16 protein-coding genes are annotated in these 18,034 nt (G+C 45.1%); 4 read left to right on the top strand and 12 right to left on the bottom strand.

Annotated features, from left to right (window positions below):
• Positions 1-187: 187 nt before the first annotated feature.
• Positions 188-1,879 carry a DUF342 domain-containing protein gene (locus CEQ32_RS12350; RefSeq protein ID WP_088586114.1) on the bottom strand — a complete coding sequence of 564 codons (1,692 nt, stop codon included), beginning with the start codon at positions 1,877-1,879 and terminating at the stop codon, positions 188-190.
• Positions 1,880-2,967: 1,088 nt separating this feature from the next.
• On the opposite strand from CEQ32_RS12350, the gene CEQ32_RS12345 reads away from it, so the two are divergent.
• Positions 2,968-3,594 carry a hypothetical protein gene (locus CEQ32_RS12345; protein WP_088586113.1) on the top strand — a complete coding sequence of 209 codons (627 nt, stop codon included), beginning with the start codon at positions 2,968-2,970 and terminating at the stop codon, positions 3,592-3,594.
• A 384-nt stretch (positions 3,595-3,978) separates the two neighbouring features.
• Positions 3,979-4,371, top strand: a complete 393-nt coding sequence (locus tag CEQ32_RS12340) for a hypothetical protein (protein ID WP_146128718.1) — start codon at positions 3,979-3,981, stop codon at positions 4,369-4,371.
• A gap of 465 nt (positions 4,372-4,836) precedes the next feature.
• Here the strand turns inward: CEQ32_RS12340 and CEQ32_RS12335 are convergent, their stop codons facing one another.
• Both CEQ32_RS12335 and CEQ32_RS12330 read right to left on the bottom strand, forming a co-directional pair.
• Complete coding sequence (locus CEQ32_RS12335; RefSeq protein ID WP_088586111.1) at positions 4,837-5,235, bottom strand: hypothetical protein; 399 nt, start codon at positions 5,233-5,235, stop codon at positions 4,837-4,839.
• Between the two features lie 81 nt (positions 5,236-5,316).
• Positions 5,317-5,922 (bottom strand): hypothetical protein, encoded by a 606-nt coding sequence (locus CEQ32_RS12330; RefSeq protein ID WP_088586110.1) that lies wholly within the window; start codon positions 5,920-5,922, stop codon positions 5,317-5,319.
• Between CEQ32_RS12330 and CEQ32_RS12325 the strand changes: the two genes are divergently transcribed.
• Positions 5,907-7,462 (top strand): IS3 family transposase gene (locus CEQ32_RS12325; RefSeq protein WP_088213182.1). Its coding sequence is split into 2 segments (ribosomal slippage): positions 5,907-6,369 and positions 6,369-7,462, totalling 1,557 coding nucleotides; the frame shifts between segments, so codons are not numbered across the junction. The two genes, CEQ32_RS12330 and CEQ32_RS12325, sit on opposite strands and share 16 nt — an antisense overlap.
• Here CEQ32_RS12325 and CEQ32_RS12320 read toward each other — a convergent pair.
• The 8 genes from CEQ32_RS12320 to CEQ32_RS12285 form a co-directional block, all read right to left on the bottom strand.
• The gene (locus CEQ32_RS12320; RefSeq protein WP_088586109.1) at positions 7,459-7,725 is read right to left on the bottom strand and encodes a hypothetical protein; all 267 of its coding nucleotides are present in this window, start codon (positions 7,723-7,725) and stop codon (positions 7,459-7,461) included. The genes CEQ32_RS12325 and CEQ32_RS12320 overlap by 4 nt on opposite strands.
• 622 nt (positions 7,726-8,347) lie before the next feature.
• Positions 8,348-9,376, bottom strand: coding sequence for a methyltransferase (locus CEQ32_RS12315; RefSeq protein WP_088586990.1), 1,029 nt, complete (start codon positions 9,374-9,376; stop codon positions 8,348-8,350).
• Between the two features lie 218 nt (positions 9,377-9,594).
• On the bottom strand, positions 9,595-10,977 hold the full coding sequence (locus tag CEQ32_RS12310; RefSeq protein WP_088586108.1) for an alkaline phosphatase: 1,383 nt from the start codon (positions 10,975-10,977) through the stop codon (positions 9,595-9,597).
• Positions 10,978-11,050: 73 nt separating this feature from the next.
• The gene (gene gshB / locus CEQ32_RS12305) at positions 11,051-11,998 is read right to left on the bottom strand and encodes a glutathione synthase (protein ID WP_088586107.1); all 948 of its coding nucleotides are present in this window, start codon (positions 11,996-11,998) and stop codon (positions 11,051-11,053) included.
• A gap of 92 nt (positions 11,999-12,090) precedes the next feature.
• The gene (rsmE, locus tag CEQ32_RS12300) at positions 12,091-12,822 is read right to left on the bottom strand and encodes a 16S rRNA (uracil(1498)-N(3))-methyltransferase (protein WP_088586106.1); all 732 of its coding nucleotides are present in this window, start codon (positions 12,820-12,822) and stop codon (positions 12,091-12,093) included.
• 8 nt (positions 12,823-12,830) lie between these two features.
• Positions 12,831-13,607 carry an endonuclease EndA gene (endA, locus tag CEQ32_RS12295; RefSeq protein WP_088586105.1) on the bottom strand — a complete coding sequence of 259 codons (777 nt, stop codon included), beginning with the start codon at positions 13,605-13,607 and terminating at the stop codon, positions 12,831-12,833.
• Between the two features lie 126 nt (positions 13,608-13,733).
• A complete protein-coding gene (locus CEQ32_RS12290; protein WP_088586104.1) occupies positions 13,734-14,348 on the bottom strand; it encodes a SprT family zinc-dependent metalloprotease in 615 nt (204 codons plus the stop codon).
• A gap of 145 nt (positions 14,349-14,493) precedes the next feature.
• Entirely contained in the window at positions 14,494-15,651 is a 1,158-nt protein-coding gene (locus tag CEQ32_RS12285) for a hypothetical protein (RefSeq protein WP_088586103.1), read from the bottom strand.
• 369 nt (positions 15,652-16,020) lie between these two features.
• Here CEQ32_RS12285 and CEQ32_RS12280 point away from each other — a divergent pair, with 369 nt between their 5' ends.
• Complete coding sequence (locus CEQ32_RS12280; protein WP_037428895.1) at positions 16,021-16,818, top strand: OXA-48 family carbapenem-hydrolyzing class D beta-lactamase OXA-252; 798 nt, start codon at positions 16,021-16,023, stop codon at positions 16,816-16,818.
• Positions 16,819-17,119: 301 nt separating this feature from the next.
• Here CEQ32_RS12280 and CEQ32_RS12275 read toward each other — a convergent pair whose 3' ends face one another.
• Positions 17,120-18,031 carry a LysR family transcriptional regulator gene (locus CEQ32_RS12275; RefSeq protein ID WP_015586033.1) on the bottom strand — a complete coding sequence of 304 codons (912 nt, stop codon included), beginning with the start codon at positions 18,029-18,031 and terminating at the stop codon, positions 17,120-17,122.
• Positions 18,032-18,034 lie beyond the last annotated feature (3 nt).

The following is an 18,034-nucleotide window of genomic DNA, read 5'->3' as shown; positions in this document are numbered from 1 at the left end:
GGCGTTTACATGGGGAATCGTAGGCAGTATGCCACCGACTAGGTCAAAGAAGAAAGCCATTGAAATGTTCTTGGGTGAGGATTCACTCGTGGATAACAATGAGGGGGCTATGATTGAGGCAGTAGCCCTAAGGGGCGCGCCACGTTGAATGACATGTGCGCCCTTAGTAAAACGCTTTGAACGTTATTTAACTGGCTGCCGCTTGTGCTTTAGGTTTGGCATTGTAATCAAAGTTAATCTCTTGATTAAGATTGGTGATGGAGCAAGTGCCATGTTCGCGGGTCGTTCTATGATTAGCTTGGCCAATATGAAATTCGACATTGAGGAATACATGCTTAATCACATCGATGTGATACTTATCGAAATAACTTTCCACTTCCTGTTTTAGGCTATCAAATTCGAGCTCTTCACGGGTGCGCTCGTTTAAAATTCGGTTCTTCTCATCGAGCATCATCTTAATCTGCTCAATCATCACGGGATCATTTTGCCATTCGGATTTTGGGGGAAGTCTTTTTAGGCGAGCTTCAATATCGAGGGTGGCTATTACCATTGATTGGACACTTTCCTCCAGCTGTTTGAGGTTTTGCTTGAGCTCGCCTTGCTCCATTGCACAAAAGACTTCTGTTTTTGTCCCCGCAGTGGCACCAATGGCAACGGCAATGAGTCCTTTTTCAGCATGGGCGACGCCACCAGTTAAATCGCCGCGGCGACCGCTAGTGTCACTTATTGTCAGGGTTCCTGCTGTTTTGGTATGACTATGAAGTAATTGCTTAGTGATCAGAATATTCCCCTTTGCAGTTAATTGGGAATATTGCACAAACTGGGCGCTGATTTGCCCTTGAGCAGTGAGGTTAGTCGAAAACTCATTGACGCGAATTTGCCGACCAATGACGCCTTTACTAACGGTAATATCGCCTTCTGCCTCAAGGGTCGCTGAATCGACAAAGCCCATCACAGTAATATCACCGGAGCTTTTCACTATCATGCCTTCGTGTACATCACCTGTGATTAAAATACTGCCTTTAAAGGTGACATGGCCCGTGCTGATATCGACATCTTTTAGCTGTAAAACATCATCAACATTCATGCCTGTGCGGGTTTCAACGGGTTGCCCTGCTACAGTGGCGATGAGTTTGTTGGGATCATTCGGATGGATGCTGGTACCTGTTCCTGCGAGTAAAGGCAGATCCTTGCCAGGCTTTTGCTTAAGGACTTCTCCTTTAATGTTATAACCGGGAGAGCCTTCGGTCCCTGGGTGTTTGATCATCAAAATATCGTTAGGCTTGACCATTATCATGGAGCCAAGATTACGCATATCCACAGTACCATCTTCGCGCTCCTGCGGCTGGAGTAAGCGCTCACGGGCCAGCGAAACCTTACGCTCTAGCACGGCATTTTGGCCGTTTACTGGGTGCTTGCCTTGGGCGATTTCACTTTGACAGCTATCGCCGGGTTTGAGCTTGGTGATTTTTTGCAGCAAGGTTTGGATTTTAAGTTTGCTTAAGCCCATGCAAACATTATTTTTTTTAAGTTCAGTAAGAATTTCAGGTAAGTCGACCGCTTTACCTCCACAAGGGGCGGTTAGGGTCATGGTGGCGAGCATTTTATCTGGGCTGATTTCAATCTTAACGCTACCATCTCGGCGTTCAGCCAGTACGGAAAACAGTTCAAATTTACCATCTTCTTGATGGTACAGAGAGTTAGTTTGCGCCACCACTTTATCGATGGCCTGATCAAGTGGATACAGTGAGCAAAACTCTGGGAGCGATAACAGGCGCATCACATCATCACGGGTGATGGGGCCATGCTCTTTGGGGATCAGGCGTAATTCCGCCTTGCTTTTGTCACTGCTTAACTCGAGGAGTTCAGGGGCCAACATAGAGCGCTTCCTTACTCGTTTGTTTTATTATTGTTTTATCGGCTAACGCGAGTATAACAGTAGAAACTTTGCGCAAAGAAGCCTTTTCGGCGCGAAAAAATGTAAATGTTGTGTTTTTGTTGTCATGGTCTATTGGTTGATTTATCAATAGATTTTTTATTTGATTAACGATAGTTAATCTAGTGTAATCTCTGGTTTTTTAGCCAAAGAATAGCACGAGTATTAATCGGCTTGGTTATGATGTTAACAAAAAAATAAACTTTACAACGCCCTAGGATATGTTAGGGATGAAGCCGATGTAGCAAAACCCTTAATAATTTAGCGCTTACTGCATTTGATAGCGTTCACAAAACGATGAAATTGTTCTTTGAAAGCTAAGCAAATTAAGTGACTGCAGAACTTGTTCACCGCCCTATTTGTCTCTGTTAACAGATACTCCCCTATATGGCTGTATGCAAAAGGTGTTCAGAGAGTTGAGCCTTTTTGATGTTTGCAATATTTTGATTAAATTTATTTTTTTGTGTGGATAAATAAGATGTGGCTTGTTGTTACTTCTTACTGTATTTCTCCAGTAAGAAGATTGAAACCGTAAAATAATGATGTTAATGTTTTGTGATTGCTGAATTACTTATCCGCAACACACTCATAAATACGAGCAAGACGGTGCTTTACTGAGGGTGACTTGTACGCGAAAAGATAGAGAGTATTGCTCTCATATCGAATATCTCGCACTAACTTACGATTTTTTCTGCTTGGAGTTGCGATTAATCGACAGTAACTTACAAATTAAGAACGAATTTAAAGCTTTCCCTGTATTTAGTGCAGGCTCCACGAATTAATGTGACATAGTTGAAGTCTGATGACTTTGGGATTTTGGATGTAAAAAGAAGAACTAATTGGAAACTATAGGTAAAAAATGCAGTGTCCAATTCGAAGTGTAATTAATAAATTTATACTTATTGAAGATATATGCGCAGGTTAACAGATAGCTGACTAGGAATAAATTGAATAATTTAGTTGCATTTTTAGAGTTTAGTTTATTCAATTTTTCTTATTAGCTTAGTATTTCATCTATTGGGAGAGTTCAATTGAATTTTAAAGTTATTGTACCGTTGATTGTTCTGATCGTTACAGGTTGCTCGTCAGTGCCAACTGTAAAGTTAAAGCCAGAAGTGTTTAATAGTCTTAAGACTGTAAACCTGGAGTCTTATCCAGATAATAATTTGATGTTGTATTCTGTTAGTACTGTTGATGTGCAGTTTGTTGGAGTTGGTATTGCAACTTCGGCTGGGGATGGGAAAGGTGTTAAAGAGTTCGCTCTTGAATACATGGAACGGAATAATATTAGTCTTAATGAGTTGGTTCGCAGCCAGTTCAAAAGTAAAGTTCAATCGGATAAATTACCAATAGTTTTCAAACAAGACTCACCTAATAAGCTTGTGCTTACACTTAATGTAGTTGTTCTAGGTATGAAGCACGGATTTTCTGATGAGTTCAACGCTTTATTCAACATTTCCGGCCAATTATTAAACGAAAAAGGTGAAATTGTTTGGTCTTATAACGCAATACCTATGCCTCCCGCGCCCGGTTACTCAGCAACCTTGGACGAAATGTTTTCCTCACCCGAGGCTTTTATTAAATATTTATCAGCAGCCTCTGATCCAATGGTGCAAAAGCTATATAATCACTTTAAAAGTGGGTTAAAGGAGATATAACCACCATCGTTATTGGGGATTGGTGGAGTGTACCCATTGACGCTATTTCAAATTTTCATTGGGCATCATTTTAAGGTGGGTTTTAGCTACTTTGGTAATGTTTAGTTTTGATTTTTTACTTGTATTCAAGGCCCGAAGCGATTCGGAAGATAAAGTGTAAAATCAAAGGGGTTTTTATTAACAAGTTTTATTCTGAATGTTAAAATTTGAAAGAGCTAAACCACAATCTATGGATTGGTAAAGTTTATAATTTTAAGGTATTGATATATGGATGATTTTTTCAAGTTTCATCGTGTAATGAGTCTGCCTTTGTCGAATCTGTTCTATTATATCAGGCACACTACGAAGTGTCGTACTTCAAGGGCGATTAGTTGTTTTTTGCTATTGTTTTTATTAGCATTTACTTTCAAAGCTCTGGCTAATGATACACATATGCAGCTTGCATTAAAGTTTGAAGATCTTAGCAGTTCTTCAGATAAAGAGGCCTTAGTGGATAGTATGATACCCTATTTTCAGATGCAAACTGATGGAGGTGAAGCAGAGATGAAAAAAATTCGTAGCTTCCTTATCCAATCTCTTCAATCTGAAGATTACAGAATCATGAAAGCAAACATATATAAAAGGCAGTTTTCCAAAGAGGAACTTGAATTGCTTATTGAGTTAGTAAGTAGCCCAGCTTATAAGTTATTGAACTCTAAGCGTTACGATATAGCAATTGATACCCAACAATCGATGCTAATCTTTCTACAAAAATCAATGGAAAATATGGGGGAATAAATCAGGTCACCCATTTTAAATCAAAAATATAATGTACTTACATTTGTCTACAACTTGTAAAAGTTAACATTGTTTAAAAATAACCATCAAAAGTCGCAGGGACAGAATCTGAGGCAATAAATTGCGCTAATCACTTAAAAATGGAGCATTTCAGACGAGACCACATCCCATAGTGCTTGGGAAGTGTTTGTTATTAGCGCGATTAATGCTGTGTCTTCAATTTTTTGTGCGATTAAGCATGAGACTGTCCAAATTTTACACCATTCGGAGGTTAACTGCAGCGCCATTAAGGCTGGGTGTCCAAATTTGTCATAAGGGGATAAGGTTTCTATCCAGATGTGGGCTTAAAAGCTTAGAGTCATCTAACTTTGGGCAAAGTAAGCTAGGTGCTTTGCTTCAATTTGTGGGGTTAGGATTAAATCGTGGGATTAAAAATTCTATGGTTAGCATTTGATTACCCCTTCGCTATTCTTGTATTACACCCCCATGAGTCAGCTCAAATCTGGGTTCTTTATTGCTTGGCCATGTCGGCTTTTCTATGGGGGACTCAAAAGTTGTCAGCCAAACTTCAAGCTCACCGGAGTCTGATAAACATCCCATGTAGGAAAAACACATACCGCTATCTATCATGTTATTGGCAAATTGAATTGCCTCTTCAAGAGAGCCTTCTTCCTTGTTATGGCTGAAGGTTTCATCGTCCCACACCCAGTTGATAGGTGCTCCATCTTCATCACAAGCAAGGTATCTTACGTTCTTATAACCGTCACTTGCTGCTGTTAATGAATCCAGAAAGGTTTCTCTGATTTCTGAGAATCTCTTTTTGAATGCTTCAATGCCTAAATCTTTACTAATAATGTGCTTCATACTTGCTCTAGAGGTTAACACCCCAATAACCGGCGCAGCTTTGCTGCGTCCGGACCCTAAGGGGCGAAGTTGATTGATTTGTTAGAAGGTGTTTTTGATTAGCCAATTTGCGCCCTCAATCAACTCGTTAATCTGTTCTTTTGTAGGCTCAATATCTTTTTTGTGAGAACAAATATTTCTAATGTCTGCAAGATAAGTAACCTTTCTCCATGTTGGAGTATCAAATACCCCTTCATTTTTTAATGGGTCGTTTAAGTCACTTATCGTTGGGTGCTTTTTGCGAGACTTAATGCCATGGTTATTAGCCAATTTTTGAAGGTGATTTTCGATAACTACGCCAACCAGAGAACCAGCTGCCCTTAAGCTTATCTTGGATAGTTGCCTTGCTGTTTCAAGCTCTGCATCTTGGATTTCAGAAAGAAGCTCTGTATCAATGTTTGCCAGGACGGAGTCAATTCTTCCTAGCAAAGAATGGAGGATTGTCAGCTGGTTAACTGAATTTTGAACAGTCTGAGCACGTGTATCGAAGTTTTGCAATTGATATGATCCAGGAGCGACGCCTTTTAGATAATCCTGAATTACATAGGTACCGTAACCCCCCTGTGTCAGGATTGTTGTCACCCCTAAATAATCATTATTTTTAAAGACAGGGTGCGGCAAAAGAGAACAAAATGGCTCGGTATTCACCAGAACGTAAAGAGGCGATCCTTAAAAAATTATTACCGCCTCACAATTTAACGGTCGCAGAGGTTGCTCGGGAAGAAGGCATTGCGGTGCAAACCTTGTATCATTGGCGGGATATTGCCAGAAAAGAAGGTCGCCCCGTGCCAGGTAAAACATTAACAGCCGATGATTGGTCAGCTGAAGCCAAACTTGCCGTGATTATTGAAACTGCTCCGCTATCAGAAGCAGAAATAAGCCAGTATTGTCGTGAAAAAGGCTTGTACCGCGAACAAGTACAACAGTGGAAGTTGGAGTGCTTGTCTGGTTTTCAAACCTCAGAAGTACAAACTAAAACCATTAAACAGCAGGCCAAGGCTGACAAAGCCGAAATCAAATCGCTGCAACGGGAATTGCGCTACAAAGAGAAAGCGTTGGCAGAAGCTGCCGCATTACTGGTGCTCAGAAAAAAGCTCAATGCGCTCTGGGGGGACGACAGCGAGGAGAGCTAACCCCCTTGCCTGAGCGCATAGCATTGATTGCCTTAATTCAAGAGGCCTATACCAATGGTGCTCGCCTTTATAAGGCTTGTGCTGAAACGGGCCTCAGTAAGCGTACCTATCGACGTTGGTATCGAGAAGGTCAAGTACAAGCTGATTTAAGGCCGACAGCGGCTCGTCCAGAGCCCGCCAATAAACTCGAAGAACATGAGCGACAACAGATATTAAGTGTGTGTAATCAAGCGGAGTACGCCAGCTTACCCCCGTCGCAAATTGTGCCAACATTATTAGATAACGGGATTTATATCGCTTCGGAATCCAGCTTCTACAGAGTGTTAAATGCTCATGGTCAACTTAACCATCGTGGTCGCACTCAGGCTGCTGTTAATCGAAGCAAACCGTTAAGTTATCGGGCAGATGGGCCGAATCAAGTGTGGTCGTGGGACATCACTTATTTGGCTTCAACCGTCAAAGGCCAGTTTTATTATCTGTACATGTTTGAAGATATTTACAGTAGAAAAATAGTGGGTTACGAAGTTCACGAACAAGAATGCGGTGAGTACGCCGCCGCGCTAATCCAACGCTGCATGTTACGCGAACAATGTTTTAATACGCCATTAGTGCTGCACTCTGATAATGGGGCGCCGATGAAGTCATTGACCATGAAAGCCAAGCTAGAAGAACTCGGTATTACGGCATCATTAAGTCGGCCGCGGGTGAGTAACGACAACCCCTTTTCAGAGTCGTTATTTAAAACCTTAAAATACCGACCACAGTGGCCTGCATCAGGTTTTAGCAGCTTAGCAACAGCAAGAGAATGGGTGGAAAAGTTTGTAACCTGGTACAACGATGAACATAAACACAGCCAGCTCAATTTTGTCTCACCAGGACAACGTCATGCTCAGCTAGATAACGCTATTTTAGCCAAGCGTAAGGAAGTGCTTGAAGCGGCAAAGGCAAGAAGACCGACGCGCTGGTCTAAAGACGTGAGAAATTGTGAGGCAGTTGGGCCCGTGACCCTAAACCCAGATAAAGCACCAATAGAAGGGGTAATAAATGCAGCTTAATATTTAAGCAAAGAGTGACAACTACCTTGAAAAACACCGTAACCAAGGCTCTTACGTTTTGGATCTATTTCATAATAAGATTTGAATTCTGGATATCGATCTGGCGCTAGCACCTCAACTACTCGAAGTGATTTTGTATACCAAGACTGATATTCATATCGGAAGTTCTGATTTTTATCTTTATCCTGAAGACGTTTTATAAGATTTACGCCTTCATCATAAAGATCTGATATTTCCTTCGATATTGATTCTTTAGTATCCATGCAAACCTCCTAACATTTTATTCATGCGCATGTGCGTTTACCTCGTTGGACCAGTGAAAACGCGCACAGTTAACTATCTGTATAAAAAGAACTTATCAGCTTTCTGCCGCTTTTCATATAAGTAATCCATCTGGAAAAACGCGCATGTGCGTTTTTCAAACCTATTAACTAAAAGCCAACTACTATAGTCAATTGATTTTATAGCGTTTTATTTGTTGAAAATGGAGTTAATGCGCACTGATATTGTCTTCAAATCATTCAAAAATACCTAAATTTAAATATGACTGTAACTCATATATTGTTAGTCAATTTATGGCAGGGCCAAACATAGGCAAATAGATAAGAATTTGTATCGCAGCAGGAGTGGGAATTTTCGATTGAGCTAACAAGCCGAAGCACGGAATGGAGCATTAGCTTTTTAGTCAGATGAAAAGTTCAATGGCAAAAAATGCTATTTAAGAGATGGCAGCGTTAACTTGTTTGTTGGGGGATTTTTTATTTCAAAATGCGCGTATTTGATAGGGGCGGCGTTATCTTCGTAATTCTTAATGAGTCTTTATTCCTTAGTGCAGCATAGAGTCAAATTAAGTTTGCCCCACTCACAATCGAGCGGGGCGAAAGATTAGGCCTGTTGGAAGGAATAGAGTTTGTACTTGTTGTTCTCTGCCGGCACGGTTAATTGGCCGAACTCGGCGGCGATGGTGTCCGAATAGGGTAGGTGGCGGTTAGCGACGATTTGCCAAATCCCTTTAGATTGTAATTGCTTGGCGCTATCGGCGACAAAGCGTTGTGCAATGCTGGTCGTGCTGGCAAGGCCATCGTGGAACGGGGGGTTGGAGATAATACCGTCGAATTTTCCACTGGTTTGCGCCAGTCCATCGGAGGGATAGACCTTGCCCGTCATGCCGTTTGCTGCCAACGTAAGTTCGCAGGAGGCTAGCGCCATAGCATTGATATCAATACATTCTAGCGACAGTGTCGGCTGCGCCTTTAGCAGCGCCGCGGCAATCACACCAGCGCCGCAGCCAAAATCCAGTACTCGACCTGAAAGCGTTGGCAGATGCGACAGCAATAGCTCTGTGCCTTGGTCTAAATGCTTTTCACTGAACACACCGACTAAGTTACAGATGGTGATATTGCCCTGCGGGGTGGCGAGTTGATACTGGCTAGTCCAATTGCTGAGTTTAATCTCGGGCGCGGTATCGATTAGGCTGCTGCCAAAGAGTAGGCAATGGCGCGCGTTATCGAGTTTGACGCCTGTGGCAAAGTATTTCGGCAACAGTTTGACTAAGGATTTAACCCCGCCTTTGTTTTCTCCTACGACTAAGAGCTGGCCATCGGCCACTAAATGCTGAGCGGCCAGATTAAACAAATAGGGCGCTAACGGCTTAGCCTTAGGAAAGTACACAATCACAGTGTCGTACTTATCATGGTGGGGCAATTGATGGCCAAAATAGCAACGCAGTTTGGCATTAGCCTGCGGCGCTAAATGCAGATAATGATGGTAATCCAAGGCGAGGGCATCGACGGACTGGGCGACATCGAGCAGTGCTTTGGGCAGTGAATCTGCCTCATGGTTTAGCACTAAGACTTTATGTTGGCTCAGGGTTTCCTGATTGCGGATAATGACTTGCGATGGATTCGTTAACACTGCATGGCTACCGTAAAAAATAAGTGCGGGCATTATACCCCTTATTCGGCTGCGAGCCAGCCTGCATGCCGCCGACTTAAGGGGTGCAGCAAAACAGCGCTCACTCGAACGGTGCGAACTGAAAGCCAATAAAAAAGGCAACTGTGTTAATACGGTTGCCTTTTATCTGTTAGCTGGCGCGATATTCGCTTGGCTTATTTTTAGCTAATCGCAGCAAATCAACCCTGTGGCTGCACTGGTGCTGGGGCTGGAGTTGATACCTGTACCGGGGCTTTTGGCTTTTTAGGCTTAGGTAGCAGGCTAAAAATCTTATTGGCGATATCAGTATTGTCCTGATGACCGTTAAACAGCCCTGCTGCGGGACCTGCGGCAAACACTTGCACATCGGTGCCTGTGTGTCCGTCCGTTGTCCAACCCGTATCGGTACGTTTATCAATCACATGACGAATAGCCATTGCCATGGTTTCTAAGCCCTGCATTCTGGCTACATTGAGTTTAGCCAGTTCTTCTTCCGTTAATTCAAAGCCTAAACCACGGGATAAGTCGGCTTGCCAGGTTTCGCCACCGATAGCGGCTTGCGCTAAGGTATCTGAACTGGCGGAAATATTGCGCAGGATCTCAGGATTCCAGTTGTAGTTTCCATCGACACCAATCGATAAACCGCCGGTATTATGGTCGGCGGTGATCACCATTAAGGTATCGGGATTTTGCCGCACAAATTGTTCAACGACTTCAATGGTGTTTGCAAACTCATCCATTTCGCCCATAGCGGCGGCGATATCATTGTTATGTCCCGCCCAGTCGATAAGGCTACCTTCGACCAGCAGTACAAAGCCTTGATCATTTTGCGACAGTAAACTGAGGGCTTTTTGGGTCAAGGTGCTAAGTTTTTTAGCATCTTTTTCATCTATGGCCCAAGGCAGTTGTACTTCGGCAAACAAACCTAAGACCTTAGGCTGGGTAATGCTGGCCAGATCATCAAAGCGGGTAATATGTTGATAGCCCTTGGCGGTAAATTGGGCCAACAGCTCGGGTGGAAAGTACTTTTGTCCGCCACCTAAAAACACATCGGCGTTGGTGTCAAGATAACTTAATGCCAGTGCATCGTAATTTTTACGGCTTTCGTTATGGGATAAAAATGCTGCTGGCGTGGCATGGTTAATTTGTGAGGTAACGGCAACCCCGGTACTTAAGCCTAAGGATTTGGCTTTTTCAAGAATGGTGGGCAGTGGCTGTTTTTGGGTATCAACCGAGATGGCGCCGTTATAGGATTTGACTCCTGTCGCGAGGGCGGTTGCGGCGGCGGCCGAGTCGGTCACATAACCACTGACACTGGCGGGATACGTGCTTGCCATGCCAACCAATAAACGGTCAAAGACGGTTTGTTCGACTTCTTCGGTATCTGGATTGTCCTTGTAATAGCGATAGGCACTGGTATAGGAAGGCCCCATGCCGTCGCCAATCATAATCACAATATTTTTGGGGCGTGATGGCGCCTTGGCTGGGCCCGTCTCATTCGCCCCAGCTTCCGCTGCAAATACGGGGCTTGAGAGCCATAAACTCATACCAAGCAGTAACAGTGGCGCTTTGGTGAAACTCATATCAGATCCCTAGAAGTCGTAGGCGCTCTTAAGGCGCCTTCAATGAATATTATTATCTTGTAGGTGTACAAGCTTACTGGGCGAGACGGGCTTCGATGGCATCGAACAGCATGCCAGTAATGTCCACATCAAATGCCGCTTGGATTTCGCGGATACAAGTCGGGCTAGTGACGTTAATTTCGGTCAGCTTGTCACCAATCACATCCAGACCCACAAAAATCAGCCCGCGTTTTTTAAGCTCTGGGCCAATGGCGCGCGCGATTTTCCAATCTGAGTCCGATAGCGGTTGGGCAACACCGCTGCCGCCTGCGGCCAAGTTACCGCGGGTTTCGCCTTTTTTCGGAATCCGCGCCAAGGCGTAGGGCACGGGCTCGCCATCCACCACCAGAATGCGCTTGTCGCCCTTGGTGATTTCAGGAATAAAGGCCTGCGCCATTGCGTATTGGTTGCCATATTGGGTTAAGGTTTCGATGATCACCCCAAGGTTAGGGTCGTCCTGCTTGACGCGGAAAATCGAGGTGCCGCCCATGCCATCTAGTGGCTTGAGGATAATATCGCCCTTGGCTTGGTGGAACGCGCGGATCCGGTTGGCATCGCGAGTCACAATGGTCTCTGGAGTAAATTCGCTAAACCATGCGGTGAATAGTTTTTCGTTGGCATCGCGCAAGCTTTGTGGCTTGTTGACGATTAATACACCTTGTTCTTCGGCGCGCTCTAACATGTAAGTGGCGTAGATATATTCGGTATCGAACGGCGGGTCTTTACGCATTAACACCACGTTCAGATCGCTCAGCGGCGTGTCTTGGGCATCGCCCAGTTCAAACCATTTATTGGCATCGTTGATGACTTTTAATGGACGCATATTGCCCATGGCTACGCCATTGACCATAGCAAGGTCGGCCATTTCCATATAAAACAGCTGGTAACCCTTTTCCTGCGCCGCCATCAGCATGGCAAAACTGGAGTCTTTCTTAATGTTGATCTCACTGATGGGGTCCATCACTATGCCGAGTTTTATCATTAATCTGTTCCTTATTGGTTGCCGTCGCAGGCAAAAAGCATTTATGGATTAGCCAGTAACCGATTCGCTAGTTAGCGGTTAACCTTTAACCTTTAACCTAAATCACCGAATCGAAGTTGCAGCGCGGTAATCGCCGTGAGTGAGGCGGTTTCAGTGCGCAGCACTCGGGGGCCGAGTAACACGTCGGTAAACTGATAGGTTTCCGTCATCGCGATTTCTTCCGCCGATAATCCCCCTTCGGGACCGATCAGTAGGCGTACGCGGGTATGGGATAAATCTAAGCCATTGATACCGTGCGCTGCCCTTGGATGCAAGTTGAGTTTGAGTGCGCTGGTCGGTTCGCTGCACCATTGCTGTAATTCCATGGCGGGGCGAACGATGGGCACTTGGCTACGGCCCGATTGCTCACAGGCGCTGATCACTATCTTTTGCCATTGCTGGATTTTCTTTTCGAGACGCTCACCAGTGAGCTTGACGCCGCAGCGGTCAGAAAATAGCGGCGTAATGGTATTTACCCCTAGCTCAACGGATTTTTGAATGGTGAACTCCATCCGATCGCCGCGGGAAATCACTTGGCCTAAATGCAGGTTGAGGGGCGACTCCGATGGATTGGCCTCACAGGACAGCACTTTTACCGTGACCGATTTTTTACCCGCATCGACAATTTCGGCAAGATAATCATGACCATCGCCATTAAACAGGCTAATTTGCTCGCCACTGCCCATACGCAGCACTTTGCCGATATGGGCTGCGCCATCTTCGTCTAGATTCAGCTGTTGGTTTACGGCTAATGGCTGAGGTTGATAAATTCTTGGAACTCTCATTGTCGACCTTATTCGGCTAATTGTTGGCGCAGTGGTGGTGCATTGCAGGCATTCTGCACAAAGGGATTATGATTACCTTGGATCTGCGCTATGGCGTTATCGCGTTTGCATTCAATAGTATCAACTGGATAGCTTTTATCCCATGCTTTGAACAATTTTAATTGCTGTGAGGCGATTTTAAGGCCATAGGTCTGCTGCATATACAGGTAAGTGCGTGCAATTTTGCCACGGGCGTGAGCGGGCGGCTGGGCTTGGCGATTCCTAAAGTCGATGACCATAGCACATTGACCATATTGGTCTGCCTTACCATTCCATTGGCTAAAACGGAAGTTGCTGCGATCACCGTTCACTTCACCAATGGCGGGCACCAGATTGTGCATGTCCGCTTCCATCTTATTGAATTCTTGGCTGTTATCGGCGCAGTTTTTACGGCCACCCTTTTGCCAGCATTGTAATTGGTGACCAAACTCCCATGCAGGGACGATATGCTCCCACTCGATACGGTTGGCGCGGGTTTCTTGTTTACGCACTTGATAACCGCAGCTATTGAGATCGGGCTTCCAGGATTTGCCCTTAATTTGGATAGTGCAGCCACAGTAAAAACTGACTGCGGGCAAGGTGCCTTGGCGACTGCCTTGGTATAAGGATTGAGACAAGACCTTGGCTTGGCTAAAACTATTGGGGTGCGAAGGAGAGGCATTGGCTGAGGCCAACACCGCCAGCCAACTGAATAGGCACAGCAAGGTTTGCCGAGACCTTAAGGCTATCTTGGAGTTGTTCAATATTTATCCCAAAAATAATCAATACTACGCGAGCCTGTGGCTCGTCTTTTATGTCTGAATGGTAAGGGAAATACCGCGTCCTATGCAAATCGCTCGTACTTTTGGCAGAGGATTTTTACGCTATGTGGGTTATTTGGCTGCTTCGGTAAAGGTGAGGTGGGTATGGCAGCGTTTACACAGATAACGGGTTTCACCACGCAGTACTTTATTATGGCGACGGATGCTCAGCCTAACCGGACCGCAGGCACAGCGGTACTCAAAGTCTTTCCCTTTAACCGACTGAGTATCGAAACTGTGGGTGGTATTGGGGCTCACCTTAAACAGCTTGAGCATGATGGATTGCCACTCGCGGCCATGGGGTTTGGTTTTGCCAAAGAGTTGGAAGCAGAGTAAGTGGCTTATTTCGTGGGGCACTACTTCGGATAAGAAGGCTTCGCTATTTTCCCTGAGTAATACGGGGTTAAAGCGCAGGCGATTCTGCTGCAAATGCGCTGTGCCCGCACTCCGTCCCCGCAGGGTAAATTGGGTCAACGGCCGCGCAAATGGACGCTTAAAGTAGATTTCTGCCTGCTGATAACAGTCTTCGATACGCGTAAGGATTTGCTGCTGCACTGGTGTCAGTGGCTTTGGCTGGTGTTGTGGCGTGTTGGTTTTCGCCATCTTGGTCGCAGTCGGCGTGGTGATACTCGCGGATGAGATAGCTTTACGGCGCAGGCTATTGAGTAGGGATCTCGGGTTAAACATAGACTTAGGCGTTAACTCTTATTTTGCAAAGCATCAAATGTGGCTAGGTGTGTCAGATGGATACCATGATGCGACCCGATAAGGCGCATAAAGCAAGCGTTCGCATCATAACCAACGCTTGCTGACAATGCCAGTATTGCAGCGGTTACAGGCTTGCCGCGGCCTGCATCACCATAGTACGCACTTGCTCGACAATGGCTTGTTCGGTGGCATTGTCGTAGCCCTTCACCCTCGGGGTGTGGATATGGCCCACCTTAGCGCGGCTATTGAACTTTTGCTGTAACACAATGGCGCGATAAGAAATCTCGTTTGAGAGATACCCACCGCCAGAGCCTTCGACCGAGGTTTCATTTTGCAGCTCGCTTAGGGAACTGGCATTAAATTCACCGCGCGCAAGGGTGGTCACAGTATGGTTATCGTTGACTTTCCACTGACCATCTTGCACTTGCATCGCTGCGACGGGTAATGAAAATTCAACAAATTCAGGGCCGATAAAGTTTTTACCGTTGAGTTTGGGGGCGATAGGCGCGGTTTTGCTTGCGCCTGTGTATAGATTTTGGTTATCGGGCGCTGCTGCACTACGGTTACGGCCTGGGAAGCGTTCAATATCAAAGTCGCTGCGCCCCATGCTGACGGTAAAGATAAACTGGGTTTTAGGGTCGCGATAAATGGGGCTGAGTAAGGATTCGATAATACCTTGGTCGAAATCCTCGAAGCGTACTGGGATCATGGCGGTTTCGATTTGGGCCTTTTTGCCATTGATATCAAATTTAAAACCATCGAGGGCGAGGGCGACTAAGCCCGAAGGATTGCTCTGACTGATGTCTTTGTCGAGGAAGAAGGGGTCGAATCCCGTCAGGAAGATTTTTATCTGCACATCATCATCGTATTGGATATCACTGAATCCTCGCGATGCCTTTTCTACGGCGCTGGCTAAAATCTGTTGCTGCCAATCAGCCATTTTAAAGTTAGCACTGTTGTTTTTAAGGCTATTTAACATTGAGAGTCGCGCCCAATACAGGGATCTGTCATCAAAGTGTCCAGACTGCACATCACGCACAGCCTGTTGCCATAATCTATGTCCTTGGCGCGCGGCAAGTTGGGTAGCGTCGCGTTCATTTTTCTGTGCGGATAATTGATTCGCTAAGCCTTCATCCAATGCTTGATAACGGTTTACCACTTCAGCCATGACTTTTTCAGCGGTAGGAATGCGAGACACTTCCACATCGCCGAGGAGTTGTACGGCACCAGCGGTTTGCGCCACTGTGCTAGCGAGGATAAAAGCGAGGCAGGGCTTTAACATTGGCGTTTCCTTTTTATTTTAATCACTTATTTTGCTGGAAATAGACGATGTTTCTAGGGCGTTCGGGCTTACTTCATCTTAGAAATAATGAAACTTATGCCAAAAAGCCACAATGATTGTTTTGAGTATAAGAGTTTACCTATAGTGATTCGAGGATCTTATTCCTATTTTGCATATCAGATCGATACTGACGAGTTGCTATGATTTTGGACTGGCGTTTAGTTGGGATAGCTAATAGTTAAATCTTGTAAAGCTTGTGCCTGATTGTTGCCACAATTGGTCAGCAGTTTGCTAGGGAATGAGAGGGCAGAGAATGATAAGCTTAGCACTTAATTTGTATGGATATATTGCATTAAGCAAGGGGACGTTATGCGTGTATTAGCCTTATCGGCTGTGTTTTTGGTGGCATCGATTATCGGAATGCCTGCGGTAGCAAAGGAATGGCAAGAAAACAAAAGTTGGAATGCTCACTTTACTGAACATAAATCACAGGGCGTAGTTGCGCTCTGGAATGAGAATAAGCAGCAAGGATTTACCAATAATCTTAAACGGGCGAACCAAGCATTTTTACCCGCATCTACCTTTAAAATTCCCAATAGCTTGATCGCCCTCGATTTGGGCGTGGTTAAGGATGAACACCAAGTCTTTAAGTGGGATGGACAGACGCGCGATATCGCCACTTGGAATCGCGATCATAATCTAATCACCGCGATGAAATATTCAGTTGTGCCTGTTTATCAAGAATTTGCCCGCCAAATTGGCGAGGCACGTATGAGCAAGATGCTACATGCTTTCGATTATGGTAATGAGGACATTTCGGGCAATGTAGACAGTTTCTGGCTCGACGGTGGTATTCGAATTTCGGCCACTGAGCAAATCAGCTTTTTAAGAAAGCTGTATCACAATAAGTTACACGTATCGGAGCGCAGCCAGCGTATTGTCAAACAAGCCATGCTGACCGAAGCCAATGGCGACTATATTATTCGGGCTAAAACTGGATACTCGACTAGAATCGAACCTAAGATTGGCTGGTGGGTCGGTTGGGTTGAACTGGATGATAATGTGTGGTTTTTTGCGATGAATATGGATATGCCCACATCGGATGGTTTAGGGCTGCGCCAAGCCATCACAAAAGAAGTGCTCAAACAGGAAAAAATTATTCCCTAGAAGTGGTTAGCGCGTATTTGTGTGAAATAGCCGTCATATAAGCTGTAAAGATATATGGACAAAATGCAGATGCTCGATGCACTTGTAGTTAATGGCTCATACTTAATCGGTCAGGCCTAATCGACTTAAGCTCCGCGCGTTAACTTTCAGCCTGAGCATTAGTATCACATTCCTAAACGTAAAAAGCCTAGCCAATTTGCTAGGCTTTTTTGTTATCTCAATGGCCATGGTCACTCAACATGGTGGTGTGAATAAAGGAATGGCGATGTCAGTAAAGGTGAATGCCGCTGCGATAAAGTGCCTAGCCCATCAAGGATTGTAGGCTTTCTTGGCTGCTAAAGCGTTTGACGAAAAAGTCCAAGAAAGCGCTGATATTGGTGGCTAATTGTCTGCGGCTCGAATACACCCCGTAGACCTTAAAGGGTTCAATCGGCCATTCCTGTAAGATTGGCACTAGCTGGCCGTTGGCGAGTTCGGTTTTGCAGGCGGAGTTTGATAGCATTGCAATCCCAAAGTCATCGAGGGCTAACTGCTTAACCATTATCGGGCTATTGACCCTGACTTTACGCTGAAAGTTTACCATGGTTTTGCGAGCACCTTTGCCTAAGGGCCATATGGGTGCTGAGCGGGATGTCCCTAGCAGAATACCACTATGGTCGCTCAGCTCCTTAGGTGTTGCGGGGGTGCCGCGTGCTTTTAAATAGCCAGGGCTTGCTACCAGAATTGGTTGACGCTCGAACAGTAATCTTGCAACAAGATCAGAGGATTGCAGTGGTCCATATTTGATAGCTATGTCATATCCTTCACCCACCAAACCGATATCGTTGTCGGTAAACTGGACATCTAATTCCACATTGGGATATAAACGCATGAATCCGCTACAGAGGTTAGCAATTAATTCTTGGCTAAAAGAGACCGGAATGGCTATCCGTAATGATCCTGATACATCATCATGGGTACTCTCGATAACAGCCTTGGCCGCTTCCACCTCATTGCGAATGGAATCACAGTGTTGATAAAAGAGTGCCCCGACTTGGGTAAGACTCAGGTTACGGGTGTCGCGTTGTAACAATCGCACGCCTAGTTGTTCTTCAAGCTGCGCGATTTTGCGACTTATGGTGGATTTTGGGTGGCCGGTTTCACGTGCAGCTTGGGAGAATCCCTTTGCTCTCACTACGGCTGCAAATAGCATCATACCGTTTAAATCTGGCATGTT

This window comes from Shewanella sp. FDAARGOS_354, from assembly GCF_002209245.2.
GTDB classification, from domain to species: domain Bacteria; phylum Pseudomonadota; class Gammaproteobacteria; order Enterobacterales; family Shewanellaceae; genus Shewanella; species Shewanella xiamenensis.
This window is presented reverse-complemented; position numbering and strand designations above follow the sequence as displayed.

Excerpts from the sequence above, each read along its gene's own strand:
- CEQ32_RS12350 (WP_088586114.1), bottom strand. The coding sequence starts at position 1,879 with ATGTTGGCCCCTGAACTCCTCGAGTTAAGCAGTGACAAAAGCAAGGCG.
- CEQ32_RS12335 (WP_088586111.1), bottom strand. The coding sequence starts at position 5,235 with ATGAAGCACATTATTAGTAAAGATTTAGGCATTGAAGCATTCAAAAAG.
- CEQ32_RS12320 (WP_088586109.1), bottom strand. The coding sequence starts at position 7,725 with ATGGATACTAAAGAATCAATATCGAAGGAAATATCAGATCTTTATGAT.
- CEQ32_RS12310 (WP_088586108.1), bottom strand. The coding sequence starts at position 10,977 with ATGAGTTTCACCAAAGCGCCACTGTTACTGCTTGGTATGAGTTTATGG.
- gshB (WP_088586107.1), bottom strand. The coding sequence starts at position 11,998 with ATGATAAAACTCGGCATAGTGATGGACCCCATCAGTGAGATCAACATT.
- rsmE (WP_088586106.1), bottom strand. The coding sequence starts at position 12,822 with ATGAGAGTTCCAAGAATTTATCAACCTCAGCCATTAGCCGTAAACCAA.
- CEQ32_RS12290 (WP_088586104.1), bottom strand. The coding sequence starts at position 14,348 with ATGTTTAACCCGAGATCCCTACTCAATAGCCTGCGCCGTAAAGCTATC.
- CEQ32_RS12285 (WP_088586103.1), bottom strand. The coding sequence starts at position 15,651 with ATGTTAAAGCCCTGCCTCGCTTTTATCCTCGCTAGCACAGTGGCGCAA.
- CEQ32_RS12280 (WP_037428895.1), top strand. The coding sequence starts at position 16,021 with ATGCGTGTATTAGCCTTATCGGCTGTGTTTTTGGTGGCATCGATTATC.
- CEQ32_RS12275 (WP_015586033.1), bottom strand. The coding sequence starts at position 18,031 with ATGCCAGATTTAAACGGTATGATGCTATTTGCAGCCGTAGTGAGAGCA.